Source organism: Chitinophaga jiangningensis (assembly GCF_900142605.1).
In the GTDB taxonomy this organism is placed as follows: Bacteria; Bacteroidota; Bacteroidia; order Chitinophagales; family Chitinophagaceae; genus Chitinophaga; species Chitinophaga jiangningensis.
Window position 1 is genome coordinate 342,877 of record NZ_FRBL01000003.1, and the last position, 22,199, is coordinate 365,075.

The 22,199-nt window shown below is 49.8% G+C and carries 12 protein-coding genes; 10 read left to right on the plus strand and 2 right to left on the minus strand.

Features of this window, described 5'->3' with window-relative positions; all coding sequences use genetic code 11:
- Positions 1-52: 52 nt before the first annotated feature.
- The 5 genes from BUB18_RS08785 to BUB18_RS08805 are packed head-to-tail and all read left to right on the plus strand — an operon-like array spanning position 53 to position 10,844.
- Positions 53-2,158: an alpha-L-rhamnosidase-related protein gene (locus BUB18_RS08785; RefSeq protein WP_245805633.1), complete on the plus strand. Its 2,106-nt coding sequence runs from the start codon at positions 53-55 to the stop codon at positions 2,156-2,158.
- The gene (locus BUB18_RS08790) at positions 2,155-4,161 is read left to right on the plus strand and encodes an aceric acid hydrolase (protein WP_143159878.1); all 2,007 of its coding nucleotides are present in this window, start codon (positions 2,155-2,157) and stop codon (positions 4,159-4,161) included. The genes BUB18_RS08785 and BUB18_RS08790 overlap by 4 nt, the downstream gene beginning before the upstream one ends.
- Position 4,162: 1 nt before the next feature.
- On the plus strand, positions 4,163-5,260 hold the full coding sequence (locus tag BUB18_RS08795; RefSeq protein WP_073079986.1) for a glycoside hydrolase family protein: 1,098 nt from the start codon (positions 4,163-4,165) through the stop codon (positions 5,258-5,260).
- Positions 5,257-8,565: a glycosyl hydrolase gene (locus tag BUB18_RS08800; RefSeq protein WP_073079988.1), complete on the plus strand. Its 3,309-nt coding sequence runs from the start codon at positions 5,257-5,259 to the stop codon at positions 8,563-8,565. The genes BUB18_RS08795 and BUB18_RS08800 overlap by 4 nt, the downstream gene beginning before the upstream one ends.
- The gene (locus BUB18_RS08805; RefSeq protein ID WP_073079990.1) at positions 8,562-10,844 is read left to right on the plus strand and encodes a DUF5703 domain-containing protein; all 2,283 of its coding nucleotides are present in this window, start codon (positions 8,562-8,564) and stop codon (positions 10,842-10,844) included. Before BUB18_RS08800 ends, BUB18_RS08805 begins: the two co-directional genes overlap by 4 nt.
- Before the next feature lie 90 nt (positions 10,845-10,934).
- Here BUB18_RS08805 and BUB18_RS08810 read toward each other — a convergent pair whose 3' ends face one another.
- Complete coding sequence (locus BUB18_RS08810) at positions 10,935-12,365, minus strand: sialate O-acetylesterase (RefSeq protein ID WP_083549622.1); 1,431 nt, start codon at positions 12,363-12,365, stop codon at positions 10,935-10,937.
- Between the two features lie 43 nt (positions 12,366-12,408).
- Positions 12,409-13,365, minus strand: coding sequence for an AraC family transcriptional regulator (locus BUB18_RS08815; RefSeq protein ID WP_083549625.1), 957 nt, complete (start codon positions 13,363-13,365; stop codon positions 12,409-12,411).
- Between the two features lie 530 nt (positions 13,366-13,895).
- Between BUB18_RS08815 and BUB18_RS08820 the strand changes: the two genes are divergently transcribed.
- The 5 genes from BUB18_RS08820 to BUB18_RS08840 all read left to right on the plus strand — a co-directional run bounded on the left by BUB18_RS08820 (position 13,896) and on the right by BUB18_RS08840 (position 22,113).
- Complete coding sequence (locus tag BUB18_RS08820) at positions 13,896-14,234, plus strand: EF-hand domain-containing protein (protein WP_218588013.1); 339 nt, start codon at positions 13,896-13,898, stop codon at positions 14,232-14,234.
- Between the two features lie 876 nt (positions 14,235-15,110).
- Positions 15,111-18,509: a SusC/RagA family TonB-linked outer membrane protein gene (locus BUB18_RS08825; protein ID WP_083549628.1), complete on the plus strand. Its 3,399-nt coding sequence runs from the start codon at positions 15,111-15,113 to the stop codon at positions 18,507-18,509.
- Positions 18,510-18,543: 34 nt separating this feature from the next.
- Positions 18,544-20,028 carry a RagB/SusD family nutrient uptake outer membrane protein gene (locus tag BUB18_RS08830; protein WP_073079996.1) on the plus strand — a complete coding sequence of 495 codons (1,485 nt, stop codon included), beginning with the start codon at positions 18,544-18,546 and terminating at the stop codon, positions 20,026-20,028.
- Between the two features lie 27 nt (positions 20,029-20,055).
- Entirely contained in the window at positions 20,056-21,009 is a 954-nt protein-coding gene (locus BUB18_RS08835; protein WP_073079998.1) for a putative zinc-binding metallopeptidase, read from the plus strand.
- A 27-nt stretch (positions 21,010-21,036) separates the two neighbouring features.
- Positions 21,037-22,113, plus strand: coding sequence for a hypothetical protein (locus BUB18_RS08840; protein ID WP_073080000.1), 1,077 nt, complete (start codon positions 21,037-21,039; stop codon positions 22,111-22,113).
- Positions 22,114-22,199 lie beyond the last annotated feature (86 nt).

The following is a 22,199-nucleotide window of genomic DNA, read 5'->3' on the forward strand; positions in this document are numbered from 1 at the left end:
GCTCCTGTTACTTTATTTCGTTTGTTCATGCCTATTACTAACGGACACGGCTATGGCACAACAGGCTCGGTGGATCTGGTATCCCGGCGACTTTGATATCTGGCTGAGTAATAAAGTACAAAACAGGAGAACGGAAAAGAGTAGCTTTTTTCCGGTGTTCTGGAAAATGGATAATCACTATGTGCTGATGGATTTTCATAAGGTGGTAAACCTCCAACAGCCAGAGGAAATTACCATTCGTGCAGAAGGTACCTATAACGTAAAGATCGATGCCAGGCTGCTTCCGGGGGCTCCGGAAAAAGTGCTGGTGCCGGCGGGTAAACATAAAATCAACGTCAAAGTGTTTTGCCAGGAGGCGGTACCATCTATCTATATTTCCGGAAAAACTATTTTTAGCGATAGCAGCTGGCTGGTAACTTTTGAAGATAAAGAGTGGATTGACGAAACCGGTAAAACGTCCGACATCTCGGCTACTAACTACCTCCATGCAGCCTATGGAAATTTTACAAACCCAACCCAGCCACCGTCGGCCTTCAAACTCCCTGTGAGTCCGCAACACGCCATTCGGGAAGAGGTAACTCCCCGAACCAGGCTGATTGATTTTGGAAGGGAAACGTTTGGGTACATCAGGCTGCACGGCCTCCAGGGCAGTGGTAACCTTACCGTTTATTATGGTGAAAGTAAGGAAGAAGCCCTCAGTGCCAATGGCGCGGAAACCCTGGACCAGTTGCATATTCAACTGGCAGATAAACAGGATTCCGTGATGCCACTTTCCAAGGCATTCAGGTTTGTAAATATTGTGGCAGATGGAAATGTAAGCCTTGATTCAGTGTCCATGTTATATGAATATGCGGATATGCCGGATAAGGGCAGCTTTACCTGCTCTGATCAGGAACTGAATCAAATATATGATGTGGCCAGATACACCCTGCACCTTTGCAGCCGGGAGTTTTTTATTGATGGTATCAAACGTGACCGCTGGATATGGAGTGGAGATGCCTACCAGAGCCACCTCATGAATTACTACCTCATGAATGATAATACCACGGTGACGCGTACACTCTATGCGCTCCGGGGGAAAGATCCGGTGACCAGTCATATCAATACCATCATGGATTATACCTTTTACTGGTTCCTCGGGATTTATGATTACTACCGCTATACCGGAGATCAGCATTTTATCCGGCAGAACTATGACCGCATGAAATCCCTGATCAATTGGGTGCTGGCTCGTCGTAATAAGGATGGGCTGCTGGAAGGCTTACCGGGCGACTGGGTATTCATCGATTGGGCCACCGGACTCAGTAAAAAAGGGGAGGTGAGCTTTGAGCAATTACTGTTTGCCCGCAGCCTGGAAACCATGGCCCTCTGTGCCAAACTGGTAAACGATCCGGAGGGTGCTGCCTATAATGACATGGCTGTTGACCTCCGCAAAAAGCTGTTTACCTACTATTGGAGCGACCAAAAAAATGCACTGGTACATAGTCGCGTTAATGGTCAGCCAACGGAAACGGTTACACGCTATGCCAATATGTTCGCCATCTTCTTCGATTATTTCAATGATGCGCAAAAGCAAGCCGTGAAACAATCGGTGTTGCTTAATAATGATATTCAGAAAATTACCACGCCCTACATGCGCTTCTACGAACTGGAAGCCTTATGCGCCATGGGCGAGCAGGGATATGTATTAAAAGAGATGAAGGACTACTGGGGCGGTATGCTGAAACTCGGCGCTACCAGTTTCTGGGAAGAATATAATCCCGATGCCAGCGGCGCCGGTCATTATGCCATGTATGGCCGCCCGTTTGGTAAAAGTCTTTGCCACGCCTGGGGCGCCAGTCCCATCTACCTGCTGGGTAAATACTACCTGGGTGTACAGCCGCTTACTGCCGGTTACAGCACTTACCTGGTGCAGCCAGCGCTGGGTGGCCTGCAATGGATGAAAGGAGAGGTGCCAACGCCCGCCGGGAATATCAGTCTTTACGTGTCTGCCCGTCAGATCAGGCTGAAAGCGCCTGCTGGTACGGGTACATTGCGGGTGAAGAGTAAAACGCCGCCCAAAGGCACTGGCATCTCTGTAACCAACAAAGGTGAAAATACTTACGATATTACCATACAGCCCGGCAGGGAGTATGTTATAAATTATACAGCTATATGAAGATGCTGGTGTTGACGGCAGTATTACTGCTCCGTTTAGGCGTAGGGTTTAGTCAGCAGGGTTTGGTAAATACCAGTGCCAGCCCTTATGCACGGTTGCAACCAGCCGCCATGCAGGCCGTTACCTGGACTAACGGTTTCTGGGCTGAGCGTTTTGCCGTATGCAAAAATACCATGGTGCCACAGCTCTGGCATACCTACGCCAGCGATACCATCTGCTTTGCCTTTCAGAACTTCAGGATTGCCGCAGGACTGGATACCGGCCATTTCAGGGGACCTTCCTTTCATGACGGCGACTTCTATAAAACGCTGGAGTCGGTAGCGGCTATGTATGCCGCCACGGAGGATAAGCAACTGGATGCCTGGTTGGACAGCGCCATTGTCGTGATCGCAGCGGCACAGAAAGATAACGGTTATATCTACACGAAAAATATCATTGACCAGCGTAACACCGGCACAACCAGTATGTTCGATGATAAACTTAGTTTCGAGGCCTATAATTTCGGGCACCTGATGATGGCCGCCTGCGTGCATTACCGGGCCACGGGAAAAACTTCCCTGCTCCGCGTAGCCAGCAAAGCGGCGGATTTCCTCATAGGATTTTATAACACCGCCACGCCCGAACAGGCCCGTAATGCTATATGCCCCAGCCACTACATGGGACTGACGGAATTATACCGTACCACGCACGATAAAAAATACCTTACGCTCGTTACCAAACTAATTGATATGCGCGGCACCGTACCCGGTACGGACGATAACAGCGACCGCGCACCCTTCCGGGATATGCATAAAGTAGTGGGCCATGCCGTGCGGGCAAACTACCTCTTTGCCGGTGCCGCTGATGTGTTTGCCGAAACGGGCGACAGTAGCGTGCTTCGGGCTCTGGATCAGCTTTGGGATAATGTTGTGTACAGCAAAATGTATATTACCGGTGGATGCGGCGCCCTGTATGACGGGGTGTCGGTGGATGGCACTTCCTATAAACCCGACACCGTGCAAAAAGTGCATCAGTCGTATGGTCGCGACTACCAACTACCTAATTTCAGCGCCCATAACGAAACCTGTGCCAATATCGGGAATATGCTCTGGAACTGGCGAATGTTCCTGATCACCGGGAATGCCAAATACATGGACGTGCTGGAACTTGCGCTGTACAACAGTGTGCTGAGCGGTGTGAGTCTGGATGGCACCCGCTTTTTCTATACCAATCCGCTGGCAGCAGCGGGCGATTACCCTTATCACCTTCGTTGGGAAGGGGGCAGGCAGCCGTACATCAGCTTATCCAACTGCTGCCCGCCCAATACGGTACGCACCATTGCGGAGGTGAGCGATTATGCCTACAGCCTGGGGAAAGAAGGCCTGTACGTAAATTTATACGGTAGCAATCACTTGTCGCAAAAATGGAATAACGCCAGCATAGCGCTGGCGCAGGAAAGCAACTATCCCTGGGATGGGCAGGTGAACCTGCGAATAGATAAAATTCCTTCCTATCCATTTACTATCTTTCTGCGGGTGCCGGGCTGGTGTAAACAATTTCAGGTAAAGGTGAACGGGGAGGTGCTGCCTGCACTACAGGCGCAGCAAGGCTTTGTGGCAGTTAAAAGATACTGGAAACCCGGGGATCGAATTGCCCTGGCAATGGAAATGCCGGTCGCACTACTGGAATCCAACCCGATGGTGGAGGAAACACGCAACCAGGTAGCGGTGAAACGTGGGCCGCTGGTATATTGTATGGAATCGTCCGATCAGCAGACGAATGTATTCGACATCATGTTACCAGCAAATATCCATTGGGATTTCAGCGAGAAGGAAATTGCACAGTTCCGCGTACTGGCGCTTACCGGCCAGGCTCAACAACGGCAGGCTCAACCCTGGAGCCAAACCCTCTACCGGGAACTGGATACTAACTATCAACCGGTAAATATTACTTTAATTCCTTATTACGCCTGGGCTAACCGGGGTAAATCAGATATGACCGTTTGGATGCCATTAATCAGATGATATGACGAGATGTAGCCTACTCCTTTTATTATGCCTCCTGACCTGCCGTACGTTTGCACAGCAAAATGCAGTACCGGCAAAGGTGATGCAGGAAATTTATGACCAGGTAAAAACGCCGTATAAGTACGGTTTGGTGATTGCCCCTGAAGGTGGCCGTAAGGCCGACTGCCCCTCCGTGTTCCGCAAAGGCAAATTTTGGTACATGACCTACATACTTTTTGACGGACGGGGCTATGAAACCTGGCTGGCTAAAAGCAGCAACCTGCTCCACTGGACCACCCTGGGGCGCGTGCTATCTTTTTCCGACAGCAGCAGCGCCGCATGGGACAAGCACCAGAAAGCGGGCTACCTTGCCTTGCAGGATTACGAATGGGATGGCTCCTATGCATTGCAGTCCTATGCAGGTAAACACTGGATGAGCTACATAGGCGGCCATGAAACCGGCTACGAAACAGGTGCCCTGGCTATCGGTATCGCCTGTACGAATAAGGATATTACTATTCCACACAACTGGCAAAGAACGGAAAGGCCTGTACTGGCGGCCACCGACCCGCTCGCGCGCTGGTGGGAAAACAAAAAATTGTATAAATCAACAATCATCTGGGATAAAGAAAAAACATTGGGTCACCCATTTGTTATGTACTACAACGCCAATGGCGACACCAGCGGCAATAAGCCTAAGTACCGCTGGTTCGAACGTATAGGCATGGCCGTATCCGATGATATGCTGTACTGGCAACGATTTGAAGTGGAGCCAGTAATGCATCACCCCATCGGGCTTACCGCGGACCCGGTGATTCAGAAAATAGGAAAGATATGGGTGATGTTCTATTTCGGTGCTTTCTGGGAAGGCCGCAAAGATGCGTTTAACCGCTTTGCCTGCAGCTACGACCTTGTCAACTGGACGGATTGGACTGGCCCCGACCTGGTAAAGCCTTCTGAATCCTTTGATCAGAAATATGCCCACAAAAGCTTTGTGGTAAAGCATAATGGCGTGGTCTATCATTTTTATTGCGCCGTTGATGGGAAGGACAACAGGGGTATAGCCGTGGCAGTGTCAAAAGATTTAGGGAAAAGTAAAGTAGCGTTTAAGGAATGAGGGGTTTAAAAATAATACTAATACTACTGGTCATCGCTGTACCTGCATACAGCCAGCAACCTTTCTTACAGCAGGCTTTCCGCCAGCCGGCGGCCAGCGCTAAACCATGGGTGCTGTGGTATTGGATGCATGCCGCTGTATCCAAAGCGGGGATCAGGGCGGACCTGGAAGCCATGCAGCAGGCCGGAATAGGCGGTGCCTACCTGGTAGCCATTAAGGATACCACCACAGCTGTAAGCTTTTCACCGGCAGCGCGACAACTTAGCCCCGAATGGTGGGAGATGGTGCGCTACGCCATGCACGAGGCTAAGCGATTAGGCCTGGAGCTGGGTATGCACCTGAGCGACGGCTTCTCCACGGCCGGTGGGCCCTGGATTACCCCGGAGGAATCCATGCAGCAACTGGTATGGACTAAAAATTACATTAGCGCCGGCAACAGCGCACCCATCACCTTAGCACAACCAATAACCCGGGAAGGTTATTATAAAGATATTGCCGTATATGCTTACCCGTTAGCAGCACCGCTGGAGCAACTACAACCTGTGGTGACAACCAGTACCGGTGCCGCAGCCGATTTCCTGGCCACACCGGGAAATAAACAAAGTTTTAAATCGGAAGCGGATTGCTGGATTCAATATACCTACCCGGCACCTTATACTGTTAAATCGGTTCACATTGAAACTGGCACTAACAACTATCCCGCACAGCGGCTAACATTGCAATGCAGTAATAACGGTAAGGAATTCCGGACCGTCATGCATTTTGTAGCTGCCCGCCATGGCTGGAAGGATAACGTACAGGGATATACGTATAGCATAACACCCACCACCGCCCGGTACTTCCGGCTGGTATATGAAAAAGATGGTGCTGCCGCCGGCGCAGAAGACCTGGACGCTGCCAAGTGGAAACCAACACTAAAAGTAACCGGTATCTACCTCAACAATGAATCCGCCATCAATGGGTTCGAAGGTAAAAACGGCAGCATCTGGCGGGCCACACCTCTTACCACCGCCTCACAGGCGCCGGATGCGATACCGTTACAACAAATCATAACGCTTACGGATAAACTACAACCAGACGGACGGCTTAACTGGCGCCCGCCTCCGGGCAACTGGGTAATTGTAAGAATGGGCCATACCTCTACCGGCGAAGTGAACTATACCGGCGGTGCAGGCAAGGGACTGGAATGTGATAAATTCAGCGCAGCTGCCATCAACAAACAATTTGACCACTGGTTTGCTGAGGCCTTCCCGAAAACAGATCCGGCACTGGCAAAGGAAGTGCTTAAAACTTTGTACATCGATAGCTGGGAGTGCGGCAGTCAGAACTGGTCAGCACAATTCCCGCAGGAGTTCCGCAAACGCAGAGGGTATAGCCTGATGCCATACCTGCCCGTGATGGCAGGTATCCCCGTGGAGAGTGCCGCGGTATCAGAAAAAGTCCTCCATGACGTCAGGCAAACCATTGCGGACCTGATCAGCGAAGTGTTCTTCAAAACCCTGGCCACACGGGCCCATGCCATAGGGTGTAGGTTCAGCACGGAAAGCGTGGCCCCTGTGATGATGGGCGATGGCATGCTGCATTATCAATATGCGGATATTCCCATGGGCGAATTCTGGTTTAATAGTCCCACCCACGATAAACCCAATGATATGCTCGACGCCATCAGCGGCGCTCATGTCTACGGCAAAAATATTGTGCAGGCAGAAGCCTTTACCACTTTACGCATGGATTGGAGCGAACACCCGGGTGGCCTTAAGATTACCGGCGACCGCAATCTGGCGCTGGGAGTAAATCGTATGGTCATGCACGTGTTTTCACACAACCCGTGGACGAACCGCCGCCCCGGTATGACACTGGATGGTGTGGGACTCTACTACCAGCGCGATCAAACCTGGTTTAAGCAAAGCAAGGCCTGGATCAGTTATATCACCCGCTGTCAGTCGCTCCTGCAACAAGGCCGCCGGGTGACTGATATCGCTGTGTTTACTGGTGATCAACTGCCGCGCCGCGCACTTACGCAAGACAGGTTCGTTCATACACTGCCAGGCCTTTTCGGTCAGCAGCGACTCCAAACCGAGCAAGCCCGCCTCGAAAATAAGGGGCTGCCAATGCGCACGATGCCGGAAGGGGTCACGCATTCCGCTAACATGGCCGACCCCGACAAATGGGTGGATGCTTTGAGAGGCTATTCTTACGATAGCTTTAACCCCGACGCACTGCTGAAAATGTCCGTTAAAAACGGCAGGGTAGTGCTGCCAGGTGGTGCAAGCTACGCCGTGCTGGTAATTCCTGACACGCATCCGCTGATGCCGGATGCCGGCCAATGGTCACTGCCGGTAGCGAAAAAATTGCTGCAGCTGATCAACGAGGGCACCAAAGTTATACTGCATCCCAATACACCGGTACATGGCATCGGCTTTAAGGATGACGATGTTGCCTTACAAAAGATATTTACCGCCATCCAAGCAAAAGCAATTCCTGCGCCTTTTAACAACACATCCTTGCTGGAGCTGGGCATTCCAAAGGACCTGGAAGTGCTGACCGGACAAGGCGCCATTGCCTGGTGTCACCGCAGCACCGCCAAGGCGGAGATTTACTTTATTGCTAACCAGCAAGCCTATACGCAGCAGCCAGCCATTCGTTTACGGGGAAAAGGTATGCCTGAAATCTGGGACCCGGTTACCGGGGAAACCTCCACATTGGCAGCTGGTAACAATAATACATTCCAGCTTACCCTGGCACCGGCACAATCTGTTTTTATAATTTTATATAAAGATGGACAATGCCGTGGGGATCAACTGCCGGTACTAACCCCGGCGCCTACACGGGTAGCTCTCAAAGCCCCATGGCAGCTAGCTTTCGACGAGGCCAATGGAGGGCCTGCCACGCCGGTGCAAATGGACACCCTGCGTAGCTGGACCCAGCTGCCGGATTCCGCAGCAGCTTATTATTCCGGCACTGTGGTATACCGTACAACATTTAATGTGCCCGCCACCGGTCAGAAAAAACAATATCATCTCCAGTTAGACAGTATTTTTAATATTGCCACCGTGACAATTAACGGAACCGACTGCGGCACACTATGGACGCCGCCTTTCCGGTTGGATGTTACGAAGGCAATCATAGCCGGCAACAATACGCTGGAAATAGCTGTCACCAATACCTGGCATAACCGGTTGATCTGGGATCACTATCTGCCAGCGGATAAGCGGGTGACCAACACCACGGCGCCTTACCGGTTTAAGGACGAAACACTACTGCCGGCCGGCATTGTAGGAAATGTAGCACTGTTGATACAATGAGAACATTAATATTACAATTGGCGCTGTTACTGCAAGGCTCCATGGCTACAGCCCAGTATAGCCAGAATTATGACATCACCTGGACCACACCCGGCGAAAACGCTGGCGCGTCCATGCCTTGCGGAGGAGGCGACATTGGCATGAACATCTGGGTAGAAAAAGGTGACCTGCTTGTTTATGTAGCACGAAGTGGCAGCCTGGATGAAAATAACGGGCTGATGAAAACCGGTCGCCTGCGGATTAAGCTATCACCGAATCCCTTTACGGGGAAGGAATTCCGTCAACAGCTGCACCTACGCGAAGGATATGTAACCGTTGCGGGCCAGGCCAATGGTGTTAGGGCCAGTATTATAATATGGGCGGATGTAATGCAACCGGTAGCCCACTTTCAAATTACGGCCAACAAGCCGGTAGCTGTGGAGGCGGCCTATGAAAACTGGCGCTACCAAAACCGCACCGTCGCAGCCAGGGAAAATTTCGGTAACTCCTGGAAATGGGCCGCACCTAAAAACAACATCGTCCGCAAGGATAGTATCACCTTCACGCGGGAAGGCGTACTATTCTATCATCACAATACCGCTAAAACGATATTCGATAGCACGGTTATACAGCAGGGCCTCACGGCGGTAAAAGACAGTCTGTATAATCCGCTGCGCTACCTCGCCTTTGGCGGCAGCTTCTATGGTAAAGGGTTTGAAGCCGCTGGTACCTATAACGGCATATATGCCAATACGGATTTCCGTGGCTGGCAACTGCGTTCGACCCGTAATGCCAGTCGCCACGAACTCACCCTGGCACTGGCCACCCTGCAAACGGAAGACCTCGGCGCCTGGCAGCAGCAATTATACAAGCTGATGGCCACTGCCAATAAAAATATGGTTCACCAAAACCGCGAATGGTGGCAGGAATTCTGGAACCGGAGCTTTATTGAAACCACCCAACAAAGCACCTGGGAGCTGGGCCGTAATTACCAGCTGTTCCGATATATGCTGGCCTGCAATGCTAACGGTTACTGGCCCACGAAATTTAACGGCGGCCTGTTCACGGTGGACCCGGTGTATACTGACACTACTATGATGCTCACGCCGGATTACCGTAACTGGGGCGGAGGACTGCATACTGCCCAGAATCAGCGCCTGGTGCATTTTCCCATGATCAAATCAGGCGACTGGGATCTGATGCAGCCACAGCTCAATTTCTATCTCCGCCTGCTACCCACGGCAGAATTGCGGTCGAAAGTATACTGGAACCACGGGGGCGCTTGCTTTACGGAGCAGATGGAAAACTACGGCCTGCCTGACTTTGCGGAGTACGGCCAAAAGCGCCCAGACTATTTCGACAAAGGGGTAGAATACAACGCCTGGCTGGAATACGAGTGGGATACCGTCCTGGAATTTTGTTTGATGATGCTGGAACAGGAGCGTTACACCGGCAAAAACATTAAAGATTATATTCCATTTATCGAAAGCTGCCTCCGCTTCTTCGATGAGCATTACCAATACCTCGCTAAGCGCCGGGGCCGCCATGCGCTGGACGATAAGGGCAAGCTGATACTCTATCCCGGTTCAGCCGCAGAAACGTATAAGATGGCCTATAACGCAACGTCCACCATTGCAGCGTTGCAGACGATCAGTTCCCGGCTGCTGGAGCTGCCGGCAGGTTACCTGAGTGAGGCGCAAAAGCAGCAATGGATGGCATTTCGCAACCGGATACCTGATATTAATTATACCAGCCAGTACGGCGCTGTTACCATTGCGCCCGCACGTAGCTGGGAAAGAATTAATAACGTTGAGTCGCCACAGTTATATCCTGTGTATCCATGGGGGTTATTCGGTATCGGCAAGCCGGGCCTCGACACGGCCCTTAATACCTGGCAAAAAGACACCAATGTGATTCGTTTCAGAAGTCATGCAGGCTGGAAACAGGATAACATCTGGGCGGCCAGGCTGGGCCTGCGCCAGGAAGCATTCGCACTCACCGCCAGGAAACTGGCAGCAGGGCCGCAGCGTTTCCCGGCCTTCTGGGGGCCAGGCTTCGACTGGTTGCCGGACCACAACTGGGGTGGCAGCGCCATGATAGGCTTCCAGGAAATGCTGCTGCAAACGGACGACAAGCGCATCTTATTATTCCCCGGCTGGCCTGCCGATAAAGATGTCCATTTTAAATTGCACGCACCTTATAACACAACGGTAGAGGCTACACTAAAAGATGGGAAAGTGACGAAGCTGGTGGTGCTGCCGAAGGAGCGGCAAAAAGACGTTCAGATTTTATTAAACTAGCCTGTCAGGTCTAAAGCAGTAGGGCCCCGCCGGCAGCGGGGCCCTACTGCTTTCGCCAGGGACCGAAGGTCCCTGGCTGAAGCAAAAAAATCACCAACTATCCGTTCTGAAACTAGATACCGGAAACCCTTCCGTACTATACAAATCCCCCACCACAAAATCCTTAAACGCATACCTCACTGCCACCGGCGCACTCACTTCCGCTGCGCTCACCTGGATGGTACCCTGTTTAATCACCGCCGTAGCCGGATAAAACTTTTTATCACTGCCTGCAATTTCAAACTGTTCCAATGGTTTGCCAAAGGAGGTGAGGCCATTCGGCGCGTCTTTGAATTTGATGGTAGCCACATTGCCATTGATGAGTAAGGAATCGTAATCCGGGCTGCTGGCTGCAAATCCTTTCTGCTGATACGTTTGAGCCAGCGCGAGGTAGGCAAATCTTTTACCACCGGTTTCTTTATCAGCCGGGTGAATACTTTTGGATTCGCCGATGTCCATCAGCACTACCATGCCACTGTTAGGGATGGTGTGAGCTGCTTTACGCTGCGCATCGCGGAGGTAGGCGGAGTTCCTGAATTCGTCGCGCTTAGGATCGGGGTGCTGTACATAAGTGTAAGGAGCAATCTGCGCGAAGTAGAAAGGGAAATCTCCCTGGCCAAATTCATTCCTCCAGGATTTTACCATGGCAGGAAACAGCGTTTCATATTGGGCAGGGCGATCGGCGTTGGTTTCGCCCTGGTACCAGATACAGCCTTTGATGGTATAACCGATGAAAGGATGTAACATACCATTATAAAGGGTAGTAGCTACCTTGTTGGTAAGCTTGGTGCTGGCATCCGGCATTTTGATGTCGGTAAACTGTTGAAGGGCGCTGGTGCTCATAAAGGCTTCCGCCGGAGAGCCGCCGTAGCTGATGCATACCAGTCCTACTGGTACTTTGAGGCGTTGCTGCAGCAACCTGCCAAAGTAATAGGCGGTAGCGCTGAAGTTAGTAACAGATTCCGGTTCGGCTGCTTTCCACTCACTTTGTTTGCAGGTGTCCTGCGGTGCACCGGTTACTGCTCTCGGAAGCGTGAACAGGCGCAGCTGCGCATTGGAGGAGTTGAAGATGGCATCATTAGAGCCAAGGATGGGCTGGTCTTTAAAGCCTTTCATGGGCATTTCCATATTGGATTGCCCGCTGCAGAGCCATACTTCGCCGATCAGTACATTCTTCAGCGTTAGTGGAGTGCCGTCTGAAATCGTGATGTCATAAGGCCCACCGGCTACGGGAGTGGCTACCTGTAGTTTCCATTTTCCGGTAGCATCAGCTTTTTCCGCATACTTTTTCTTGTTCCAGGAAGTGGTAACGGTAACGGTACTGCCGGGTTTGGCCCAGCCCCAGATGGCAGCGTTGGTTTGTTGCTGCAGTACCATGTTGTCACCAAAAAAATAAGGCATTTTAACAGTAGCGGCTGCACGTTGTACCTGTAACAGCAGTGGCAGCGCCAACAGTAACATCAGTTGTTTAAATCGCGACATAAAGTGCATGTTTCTGTATTGTATTATTGGCAAATGAATGAGTTCAGGAAGGTGATTTACGCTGGTCGTTATTGAGCAGCCGGTATTTTTTGGGCGACATCCCAATCACTGCCCGGAAGCGCCTGGAAAAATAATAAGGATCATCGAAGCCCATGCTGAAGGCGATATCCTTTACCGAGCGGGTGGTGAAATCCAGCTGTTGACAAGCCTTTTGCATCTTTAATTGTACGAAATAATCGATCGGGGCGTACCCTGTCTTCTGCTTAAATAAATTAGAAAACCTTGATACGGAGTAATTATACTGTTTGCCCAGCTCGTTCAGCGAAATCTTATCATTGATGCGCTGCTGCATGTATAGGATGGCATTATCTACGCAATCGGATTTATCCGTGAGCGTGGCTTCATAATGCCGGGTGTTATAAATGAATAGGTTGAGGTACTGCACCAGGCCCATGTTGGCATACACCAGGTTATCCAGACTATACCCCAGCTCCAGTGATTTGTATATCTTGTTAAACAGGGGGATGATGTCGCCATTATTTTTGATGTACTGCGGTTCAAAATATTTCTGTGCTGCCTGCATGCGGTTAAATTCTGGCAGAGCATCCCCGCCAAAGTGTATCCAGTAAATGCTCCATGGATTATCTTCACTGCTGCCATAGGCATGTTCCATATGTTGTGGAAGAATAAAGCATTCGTTAGGTCCTACTTCATATCGCTTGCCGTTCACCTGGAACCACCCATAGCCATCTACACAAAAGAAGAGAAAGTTTTCAGGCAAACCTTTTTTGCGATAGGTGTAATGGTCCTGTGCTTTAGGGTAATAGCCTATGGAGCGGATGTGCAGGGCTTTCATCAGCTCATTGCTTTGCACTTTCGCTTTCAGTACAATTTTGGGAATTTCTATCCGGTGCCGGCCAATGCCATACCAGATATTTTTGTGCGAGCCTTTTTTGTTCTCGGTCTCTTTTTCTGCCAGGTGGCTGCTGTTTGGTTGCATAAAACGTGGATTCCTAATGGACGATTAAATTACTAGTATTTATGTAGATGCGCAAGCGTGAATTTTAATTTTATAGGCCTTCCGCCGCTCCTACGAATCCTTCCCGCGTAAGTTTCATGGGCAGGTGGGCGCAGGTGCGCATAATTGCCCCAATTCCATTGCCGAAGGCAACGGATGGATTCGGAATCCTTCGGGTGTGAGTCTCGGGGGTAAGTGGCGCAGGTGCGCCACTTGCCCCAAAATCCGTCGCCGAAGGCGACGGATTTTGGGGCAAACTGTTAAACACTGTCAACTACTGTTAAATAGCGTTAAGAGAACTCATGCTCCTGCAGCACCAACATCTCCCTAAACACAACACAGGCTTATATTGCAGGTTTTCCTTAACATTTCCGCTTCACCAACGCTGCTGTAGCAGCAGTGTTTTGAACTTTAAACTTCCTTAATTTGGCTATATCTAAATAACAAACCAGATATGCTGAACACTCAGTATGACTGAAAAAACAATCATCACAAAAACTAAATTAAAAATTATGATGAAGCAATTATTTGTAGCAGGTTTGTTAATGGGCGCCACTTTTTTTACTGTAGAAACTTACGCACAGCAACCTCAACAGCCCCAGCAGGAAAGACCTCGCGGCGACCGTGAAGGATTTTTCAAAAAGATTGATACCGATAATGATGGAAAGCTGAGCAAAGCTGAGGTAGAGGCAGCAGCGAAAGAAGATAAAAGGACATCCAGACTGAGCGAAAATTTTGCAGCCATTGACGCGGATAAAGATGGATTCCTGACCAAGGAAGAACTGCAGGCTTACCGTAAAGCCAATCCGCCTCAGGGTGGTCCACGTCAGAAAGACGGCGGCCGGAAGTAATATGGTTTTAAATACTAGTTGTGTAAAGAGCGGCTGCCTCCCGGCGGCCGTTTTTTATTTGCTGGCCCACCGGTCATACTAACTTCTGTGTCCCCCATGCGAAGCGTGGGGGACATTCCCTCCGCACCAGTCAATAAAATCTGACTATTTCCCATCTCCCTCACTTGATAAATAGGTGCTTTTTTATTATACCCCTTTTTACCATTTCGGGAGAGAATTAATGCAACCGGTTCCAACACTGCCAGTCCTCCGCACCGGCACTCCGCCAGCCGCGCCAGCTCCTTCAAGCACCTGCTGAAACCGCGGCAGCCCCCACGTAAACGCCTATACCAAAAATCCTCCTTAACCTCCGTTCAACATATTCCCTTTACAATCAATATAATAAAAAGTGACTTTATCGCGTTCCTTTTTTGTATATTTAAATACGAAGCCTCCTATGGCCTATGTAGCCCGCGTTACATACCCAATAATGAAAGCTTAACAACCAAATCTAACGTCGCTCGTTCATCATTTTTAAGATGTACCCGCACTACTTTGTCAGACCTGCCTGCCTGGGAACTATCCCGGCGCAGCAAAGGCGTTGTACCCCGTGAGAGTGTTTAACGTAGACGTATATACGTATTTAAATTAAATGGAGCACTGTGCTGTGGATTTGCCTATATGACTGATTTTTTGGAACGAAAGAATTATCCCAACAAACGAACAATGCCTGCCTCGCAAGGCGGGCAACAACGATAGCGCTGCTACCAACACCAGATTATTGGCTTAATGATACCAGAGGAAATTACCCGGCACCGCTGCCTGGAATAACCCAACTGTGTTCATGCCTATACCATTACATCTCAGCAATCAAGTTCTATTAAATATCCGGTAATTATGAAACAATCAATTACACATTTTCCCAGCCTATGCTGTGTAGTGATTACCCAACTACTATGCAGTAGTACCGTGATGGCCAGCGCGCCGGCCCCTTTGCCGGCAGTAGGTACAGCAGGGTATTATCACCCGGGTGTGGTGCTGCTGGAATTACAGGGCGTTGTTCGGGACGACAAAGGAAACCCATTGCCCGGCGCAAGTATTCAGATCAAAGGCACCAACCAGGGCGCCATTGCCGACGGCTCCGGCAATTTCGTACTTAAAAATGTAGCCCCGGGAACCACCCTCATCATCTCCATGGTTGGCTTTAAAGCAAGGGAATTCACCGTTACCAATGCTAATCGCATTCAGATTGTCCTGAGCCCTAATACCAACATTGGTGAAGTAGTAGTTACCGGTTATCAGACACTCCGTAAAATCGACTACGCAGGCGCCGCCGCTACCGTAAAGGTGAAAGACATCCAGGTGCCCAGCATCGGAACACTCGACAAAATGCTCCAGGGACAGGTAGCAGGGGTGGCCATCGTCAACACCTCCTCGGTTTTCGGTACCGCCCCGAAAATACGCGTGAGAGGTAGCGCCTCCATCAGCGGTATCAACGAACCGCTATGGGTGCTCGACGGGGTGCCACTGGATGCTCCTCTGAACATCGTACCTTCTGAACTATATGCCGGTAACGCCCGCAACCTCCTGGCCAGCGCCCTCGCTAACGTGAACCCGGACGATATCGAAGATATTACGGTACTGAAAGATGCGACCGCCACCGCCATGTACGGTACCCGCGCGGTAAACGGGGTTATCGTCATCAATACCAAACGCGCTCAGAAAAAAGCACCGCTGCGCGTGAGCTATACTTTTAATGGTACCTATTCCCTTAAACCTTCTATCCAGGACTTTGATGTGCTCAACTCCAAAGACCAGGTAGAACTCAACCAGGAAATGTTTACCATCTACGACTCCTATATTCAAAACTTCTCCGCAGCTACCTCCGGCCCATATGCTAAACTGCAGGACCAGTTTAACCGCAAGGAAATCACGGAAGCGCAACTGCGTGAAAAAATACGAGACCTCAAAGTCATCAACACCGACTGGTTTGACGTACTTTACAAAAACAGCTTTACCCAACAGCACGCCGTGAGTGTGAGCGGTGGAACCAAAAAAACGTCCACCCGTCTCTCTCTCAGTTATTATAACGACCCTGGAAAAACAATAGGCGAATACGCGAAACGCTATACCGCCAACCTCGTAAACGGCTGGCAGGTAACCAATAAGTTCCTGGCAGAAGTAATGGTGAAATATGCTTACAGAGACCAACGCCAGCCAGGCACGGAAGTAAACCCCTTTGTTTACGCCCGCGACGCCAGCAGAGCAGCACGGCCATATGATGATAACGGTAACTTTGAATACTATAAAAAAGGATACGCCGATTTCAATATCATCGACGAACTAAATAATAACTTCATCAAGCTCGAGAATAACGATTTTGCCACGCAGCTGAACCTCACGTATAACATTACGCCTAAGCTGAAAGCCTCCGGCCTCGCAAACGTACGCTGGTCCAACTCCACCATCAACGAAATACAAACTGAAAACTCGAACTACGCCAAACAGTTCCGGGCAGATGATTTCCGCATCCTCGACGCCAACGAACGCCTCTATAAACGCCCTGGATCACCTTCCTGGGAAGTGCCGCAAACTGTACTGCCTCAAGGTGGTATACTGGACAGGGAAGATATCACCTCCCGGTACTACACGCTCCGTGGTCAGCTCGAATGGATCGCCTTTGAAACAAAACAACATAAGCTTTCGCTCATGGGCGGTATGGAAGTAACACAAAATAAACAGTCCTCTTCCTTTGCCCGCCACTATGGCTATATGTCCGGCAGCGACCAGTTCGCCGCCGCACCTCTGGCTTACGAAAGGCTCCAGGTAAGCACCTCGCTGCCGGATGATGAAAAAGTATGGTACAACGGCAGGAACCTCCTGCAGGGCGCTACCAGCTATGTCAACGACTTTACCCGCAACGCCGTTTCTTATTATTCCAGCCTGTCCTACAACTATCAGGGCAAATATGTACTGGATGCCTCCCTCCGCAATGATGCCACCAACGTATCCGGAAGAGCCAGTCGTAACCGCTTCCTGCCTACATGGGCCGTAGGCGGCGCCTGGAACTTCACGGAAGAAAACTTCATGAAAGGAGTGGAGAATGTACTCTCCGGCGGTAAACTGCGTATATCCTACGGGTTAAGAGGAAATGCCGGCTACAGAGGCCCTGAAATGGTGGCTTACTACCAGCCGATTATCCGTCCGTCCTTTCCGGCATATAATACCACTGGTGTAAACATCGTGGAATCTGAAAATGCCTCCCTCGAATTTGAGAAAGAGTATATGTTCAGTACAGGTATTGATTTCTCCCTGTTTAACCGGCTTGACTTCACCATTAACTACTACAACAGGAAAAATTTTGACCTGGTTGGATACAAACAAGTGCAATCCTCCTCCGGTTACCTGACTAAACTGTTTAACTGGGCCGACATGCAAAACCGTGGCTATGAAGCCTCCCTGAATATCCGGCCGATTAAAGTGGTAGGCGACTTCAAATGGTCAGGTATGGTGAACGTGGGATATAACAAAAACACCGTACTGTCCGACTACCAGGGTAACAACCCTTCCGTATTTGATGCAACCGCCTCTGAAGGTTTTGCCCGTAAGGGTATGCCACTCACAGGGCTATACGCTTTTGAATTCGGTGGCCTCAACGAACAGGGACTCGCTACCTACCGCGACGCAAAAGGTGGAACCGTGTTAGGCTTCTCCAACTCCAGCAGGGACCTCAGCAATGTGGTATACCAGGGTAGCCGCGACCCGATGTATTCCGGTGGCTTTACCTCCAACTTCAACTACAAAAACTGGACACTGGGCGTATCCTTTGTGTTTAACACCGGTAACGTAGTACGCAAGGCGGATTACTACAAAGGCGGTACACTGTCGTCCCTATATCGTGACGACAAAAACCAGGTGGGCGACTTCGCCTACAGATGGCGCGCCAAAGGAGATGAAACTTTCACTAAAATACCGCGACTGCTGCTCCGTGAAGACATGAACGATTATGTTAACCTCGGTTTCTTTGATGAGTCGGTGTTTGGCGTATATAACAGGTCAGATATCAGGACCATCAACGCTTCATTCCTTCGCCTGCGCAACATCATGCTGCAATACAACTTCGCCAAATTTGCCCGTTCCCTGAAAATGCAAAACCTCACTGCCAGCCTGGAAGCCTCCAACCTGGCCGTATTTGCATCCGGTAAGTTTAACGGCGTAGACCCTGAAACAGTGCTGACGGGTATGAACATGCCGCCGGTAAAATCATTCACCTTCAGCCTGTCCGCTGGTTTCTGATCCGGCGCAACTCAACTGAAATAAATCGTATCATATGTTGAAGAGATATAAACTCAAAGGATGGCAAGCATACGGATTTTCCAGGTCCATACTGGCAGTAGCTTTACTGCTGACGCTGTCCAACGTGTCCTGTACAAAGTTTCTGGAAGAACCGGTAGATAACCGCACACTGATTGTGTCACTCGATGATATGGAGGAAACGCTGAACCAGATCATGCCTTACTCTGATTATCATTTTACCGATATCATGAGTGACGACTACATCTTCCGTGACCTGGCCGGCCATAACGTAGAAGAGGCCGTAAACTCTATGTTGCCGATTTTCGAACTGGAAATTTGCCGGCAGTCCCTGCCGGCTACCCGTTTCCTGGCCTCAGGATTCAACCCGGTAACGGCATTCAGGCGCTCCTATAATTCCATCATTAACTCCCTGTTGATCCTCGATAAATTAAAAGGCTTCACGCCCACCACCAAAGAAGAGGAAACCAGGGCAAAGGCACTCCGCGGAAAAGCACTGGCCATACGGGCTTACAGCAACTATATGCTGGTAAACCTGTTTGCCAAACAATATAACCCGGCTACCGCTGCTACAGACAAAGGCATTCCTTTCGTAGCTGCCTACAGCGGAGAACCGGTAGTAGGCTATAAACAGGAAAGCGTCCAAAAGGTATATGATGAAATCCTGAAAGACCTGCTGGAAGCAGTAACACTTGTAGAAGCCCAACCTGCAAAAAATGCGCAGTTCAACTTCGGTGCAGATGCAGTAAATGCCCTGCTGTCGAGGGTGTACCTGAATAAAAAAGACTGGGACAATAGTATAAAATATGCTACTGCAGTACTGGATAAACGCAGTGCGCCACTCAATATTAAAACCCTGAGAAACAGCATTACTGATTATCAGCAGTATTCTTCCGCGTATTTCAATCCGTCTAATCCATCCTTCATCCTGATGGGTAATAACACCTATCAGCTGATCGCTTACTTCTGGATGGGCATGTTCCCTTATCCGGCCGTACAGATGCTGAGAGATGAAGGGGCAGATGATGATAATAATTATACCATTCAAACCAGTCCGCTGTACAGCGATTACGTACCGCAAAAACTGATGCTGTTTCAGCCTACGGCTACACGAAATGGTAATATGCCGGTGCTGACGGTTGATGAAGTATTGTTTAACAGGGCAGAAGCAGCCATTGAAAAAGCGAAGGGAATGACGGCCCAGGCCCAGGCGGACCTGACGGCCCTGATCAACAACCAGACCTTTAGTGATGAAGCAGCAGCCGATAAAATTAACTTGCTGCCTACGCTCACCACACGTGATCAGGCCATTGGTATGTTGTTGCTGATTAAAAGGATCCGCTTTACCAGTGAAGGGATGCGCTGGTTTGATATGCGCCGTCATAACATTCCCGTATCTCACAAAGGCAGATCAGGCACCTATACGATCGATGGTACCAAACCGGAAGACTATGTTATCCAGCTTCCTACGGAAGAGATTACACGTAATCCGGGACTTTAATCATTCATTACTTTAAACTCATTTCTCATGAAATATAAAATTAGTCTGTTATGGGGGCTGGTAACCATGATGGTAGTAATGGCAGCCTGCAGTAAAGAAGAGGCACTGACCGCCGAAGTGGACCCTGCACCAACCTTTGATACCCGGACGCCGCTTGGACAGAAGCAGAAAGAATTTTTTGATAAGTACGGTATCCAGGTAGAGTACAAATGGAACCGTTATGCCTATGCCTCCGACGTGGTAGCCAATCCCGCCAAAGAGGAAGATGTGCTGCCATACCTGGAGCTGTTGGAGATTATCTACTTTAAAGCTATGGACGCTGTAGGCGGCGCCTCCCAAACAGCCGTAAAGGAAACGCCTGTACGTTTATTGCTCATCGGTAATGGCTTGAACTACGGTGGCGCTGAAAGCTTCGGGGAATCTACTGCCGGACAGGCAGGTAACATTCAGCCCAACAGGCTTACCCTGGGTGGGCTTACGCCATTTGGCGAATTGTTACGCGCCAAAAATGATACCTCTGACCGCGATTTTCTGGATGCCATTTACAATGCGGCACCTACCAGCTTCCCGGATGATGCGGGGCTCATCGGGTTTGTTTGGCACGAATACACGCACTTCCTGGATAGTAAGCACCAGATCCCGGTTGGTTTTGAGCTGCCAGCCAAAACCAATTACCTGAGAGGTTCTAACCAGTTTTTACGTGTCACTTATCCGGAAGCTATTTCCAAAGGGTTCTTTATCCCATACGGTATGCAAAATGAGCATGAGGATTTTGCCACTTATGTGCAAACAATTATCTGGCTTTCTGATGCGGAAATTAATACCTACTACCTCACCAATGAGGCCACTAAGGCCAAGTATCAGCTGGTGACCAATTATTTTACCAAGCTGGGTATTCCGATTACCAAATTGAGGGATTACCTGCAACAGCAGTCGGTAATAAACGAGCTTATCGCCCTGAAAAGAAAGTATGAGCAATAAGTATTAACTAATCCAATTCTGTTTTTTATGAATACGCTGCATAAATTATTTCACACGCATAAGCTGGTACTGGCTGCCGCTGTTATCATAGGACTTGGTGCAGTCTCCTGCGAAAAGGGCGATGATTTTAGTCGCCCCGCTGGCAATACCAACTCCATTGAAAAAGACAAGGCCGACGCGTTCAAAAACCTCACGGACGATGAAACATCCATGTGGGCCTGGGCAATGGAAACCAGCTTTACAAACAATAAATTCCCGGGGATGCTGCTGCAGCTTTCCAAGGATTCCAGTGCCAATATTTATTCCATTGATAACGGAGGAATTGTGACTGATTTGTCGCGACTGCGATCCTCAGGCACGCTCACGGCCGGAGAGTCATCCCTGGCGCTGCAGCTGATCAATATCCTGCGTCCATATTCCGATTATCAGATCCGGCAGATACTGGCTGATCCGCAAAACGCGTCATTTAAAAATGCAGTGTTGTCCCTGTTGCCCAACTATGAAAACTTCGGGTCGCAAACCATTAACTTGAGAGAGTTAGAAGGGGCTTTTGATGCGAATGGTCCGATACAGCTTAGTCTTACCTTCCACAACAGTGAATTCCTCGCCTTGTTGAAGGAATACGGCTGGCTCGACTTCGATTTCCGCCTCCTGCGCTATACGAAAGACACCGTGGAGCTGACCGGTTACTATTCCAATAGTGCCAACAAGGTAAGCTACCTGTTACGTACACACGATGATCCGACTTTCTTTGCCTATGCTTCTACCATTATGATGACGATCAACCCAAGCAAGGCAAAGGTGACGATGAAAACCGGTGGTAACGTAGTGCCTATTCCGGCGGGTTATAACTCCGGCCTGCACTATTTTTACAAATGCTTTAACCAGGGCTTCCTGCAGCCGGATGGTTTGGGGTACGGCTTTGTACCTAATGGGGTGGATGTTGCCAAGGCACCGGATGTATTTAAAAATGCAAAACTTGTGAAGATAAAAAGTGTCAGACAGGGTAACCCGTTAACAGCGCCCGCAGGCACGGTGCTGATGACGTTTACCGTGATTGGCCAGGATGGAACTTCCAAAGAGGTGGAGCTGTCTAAAAACTAATCCTTTTTTTAATTGAGAAGGGCTCCCGCCGGTGGCGGGAGCCCTTCTCAATTTATCCGGCACCGAAGGTGCCGGATAAATTGAGA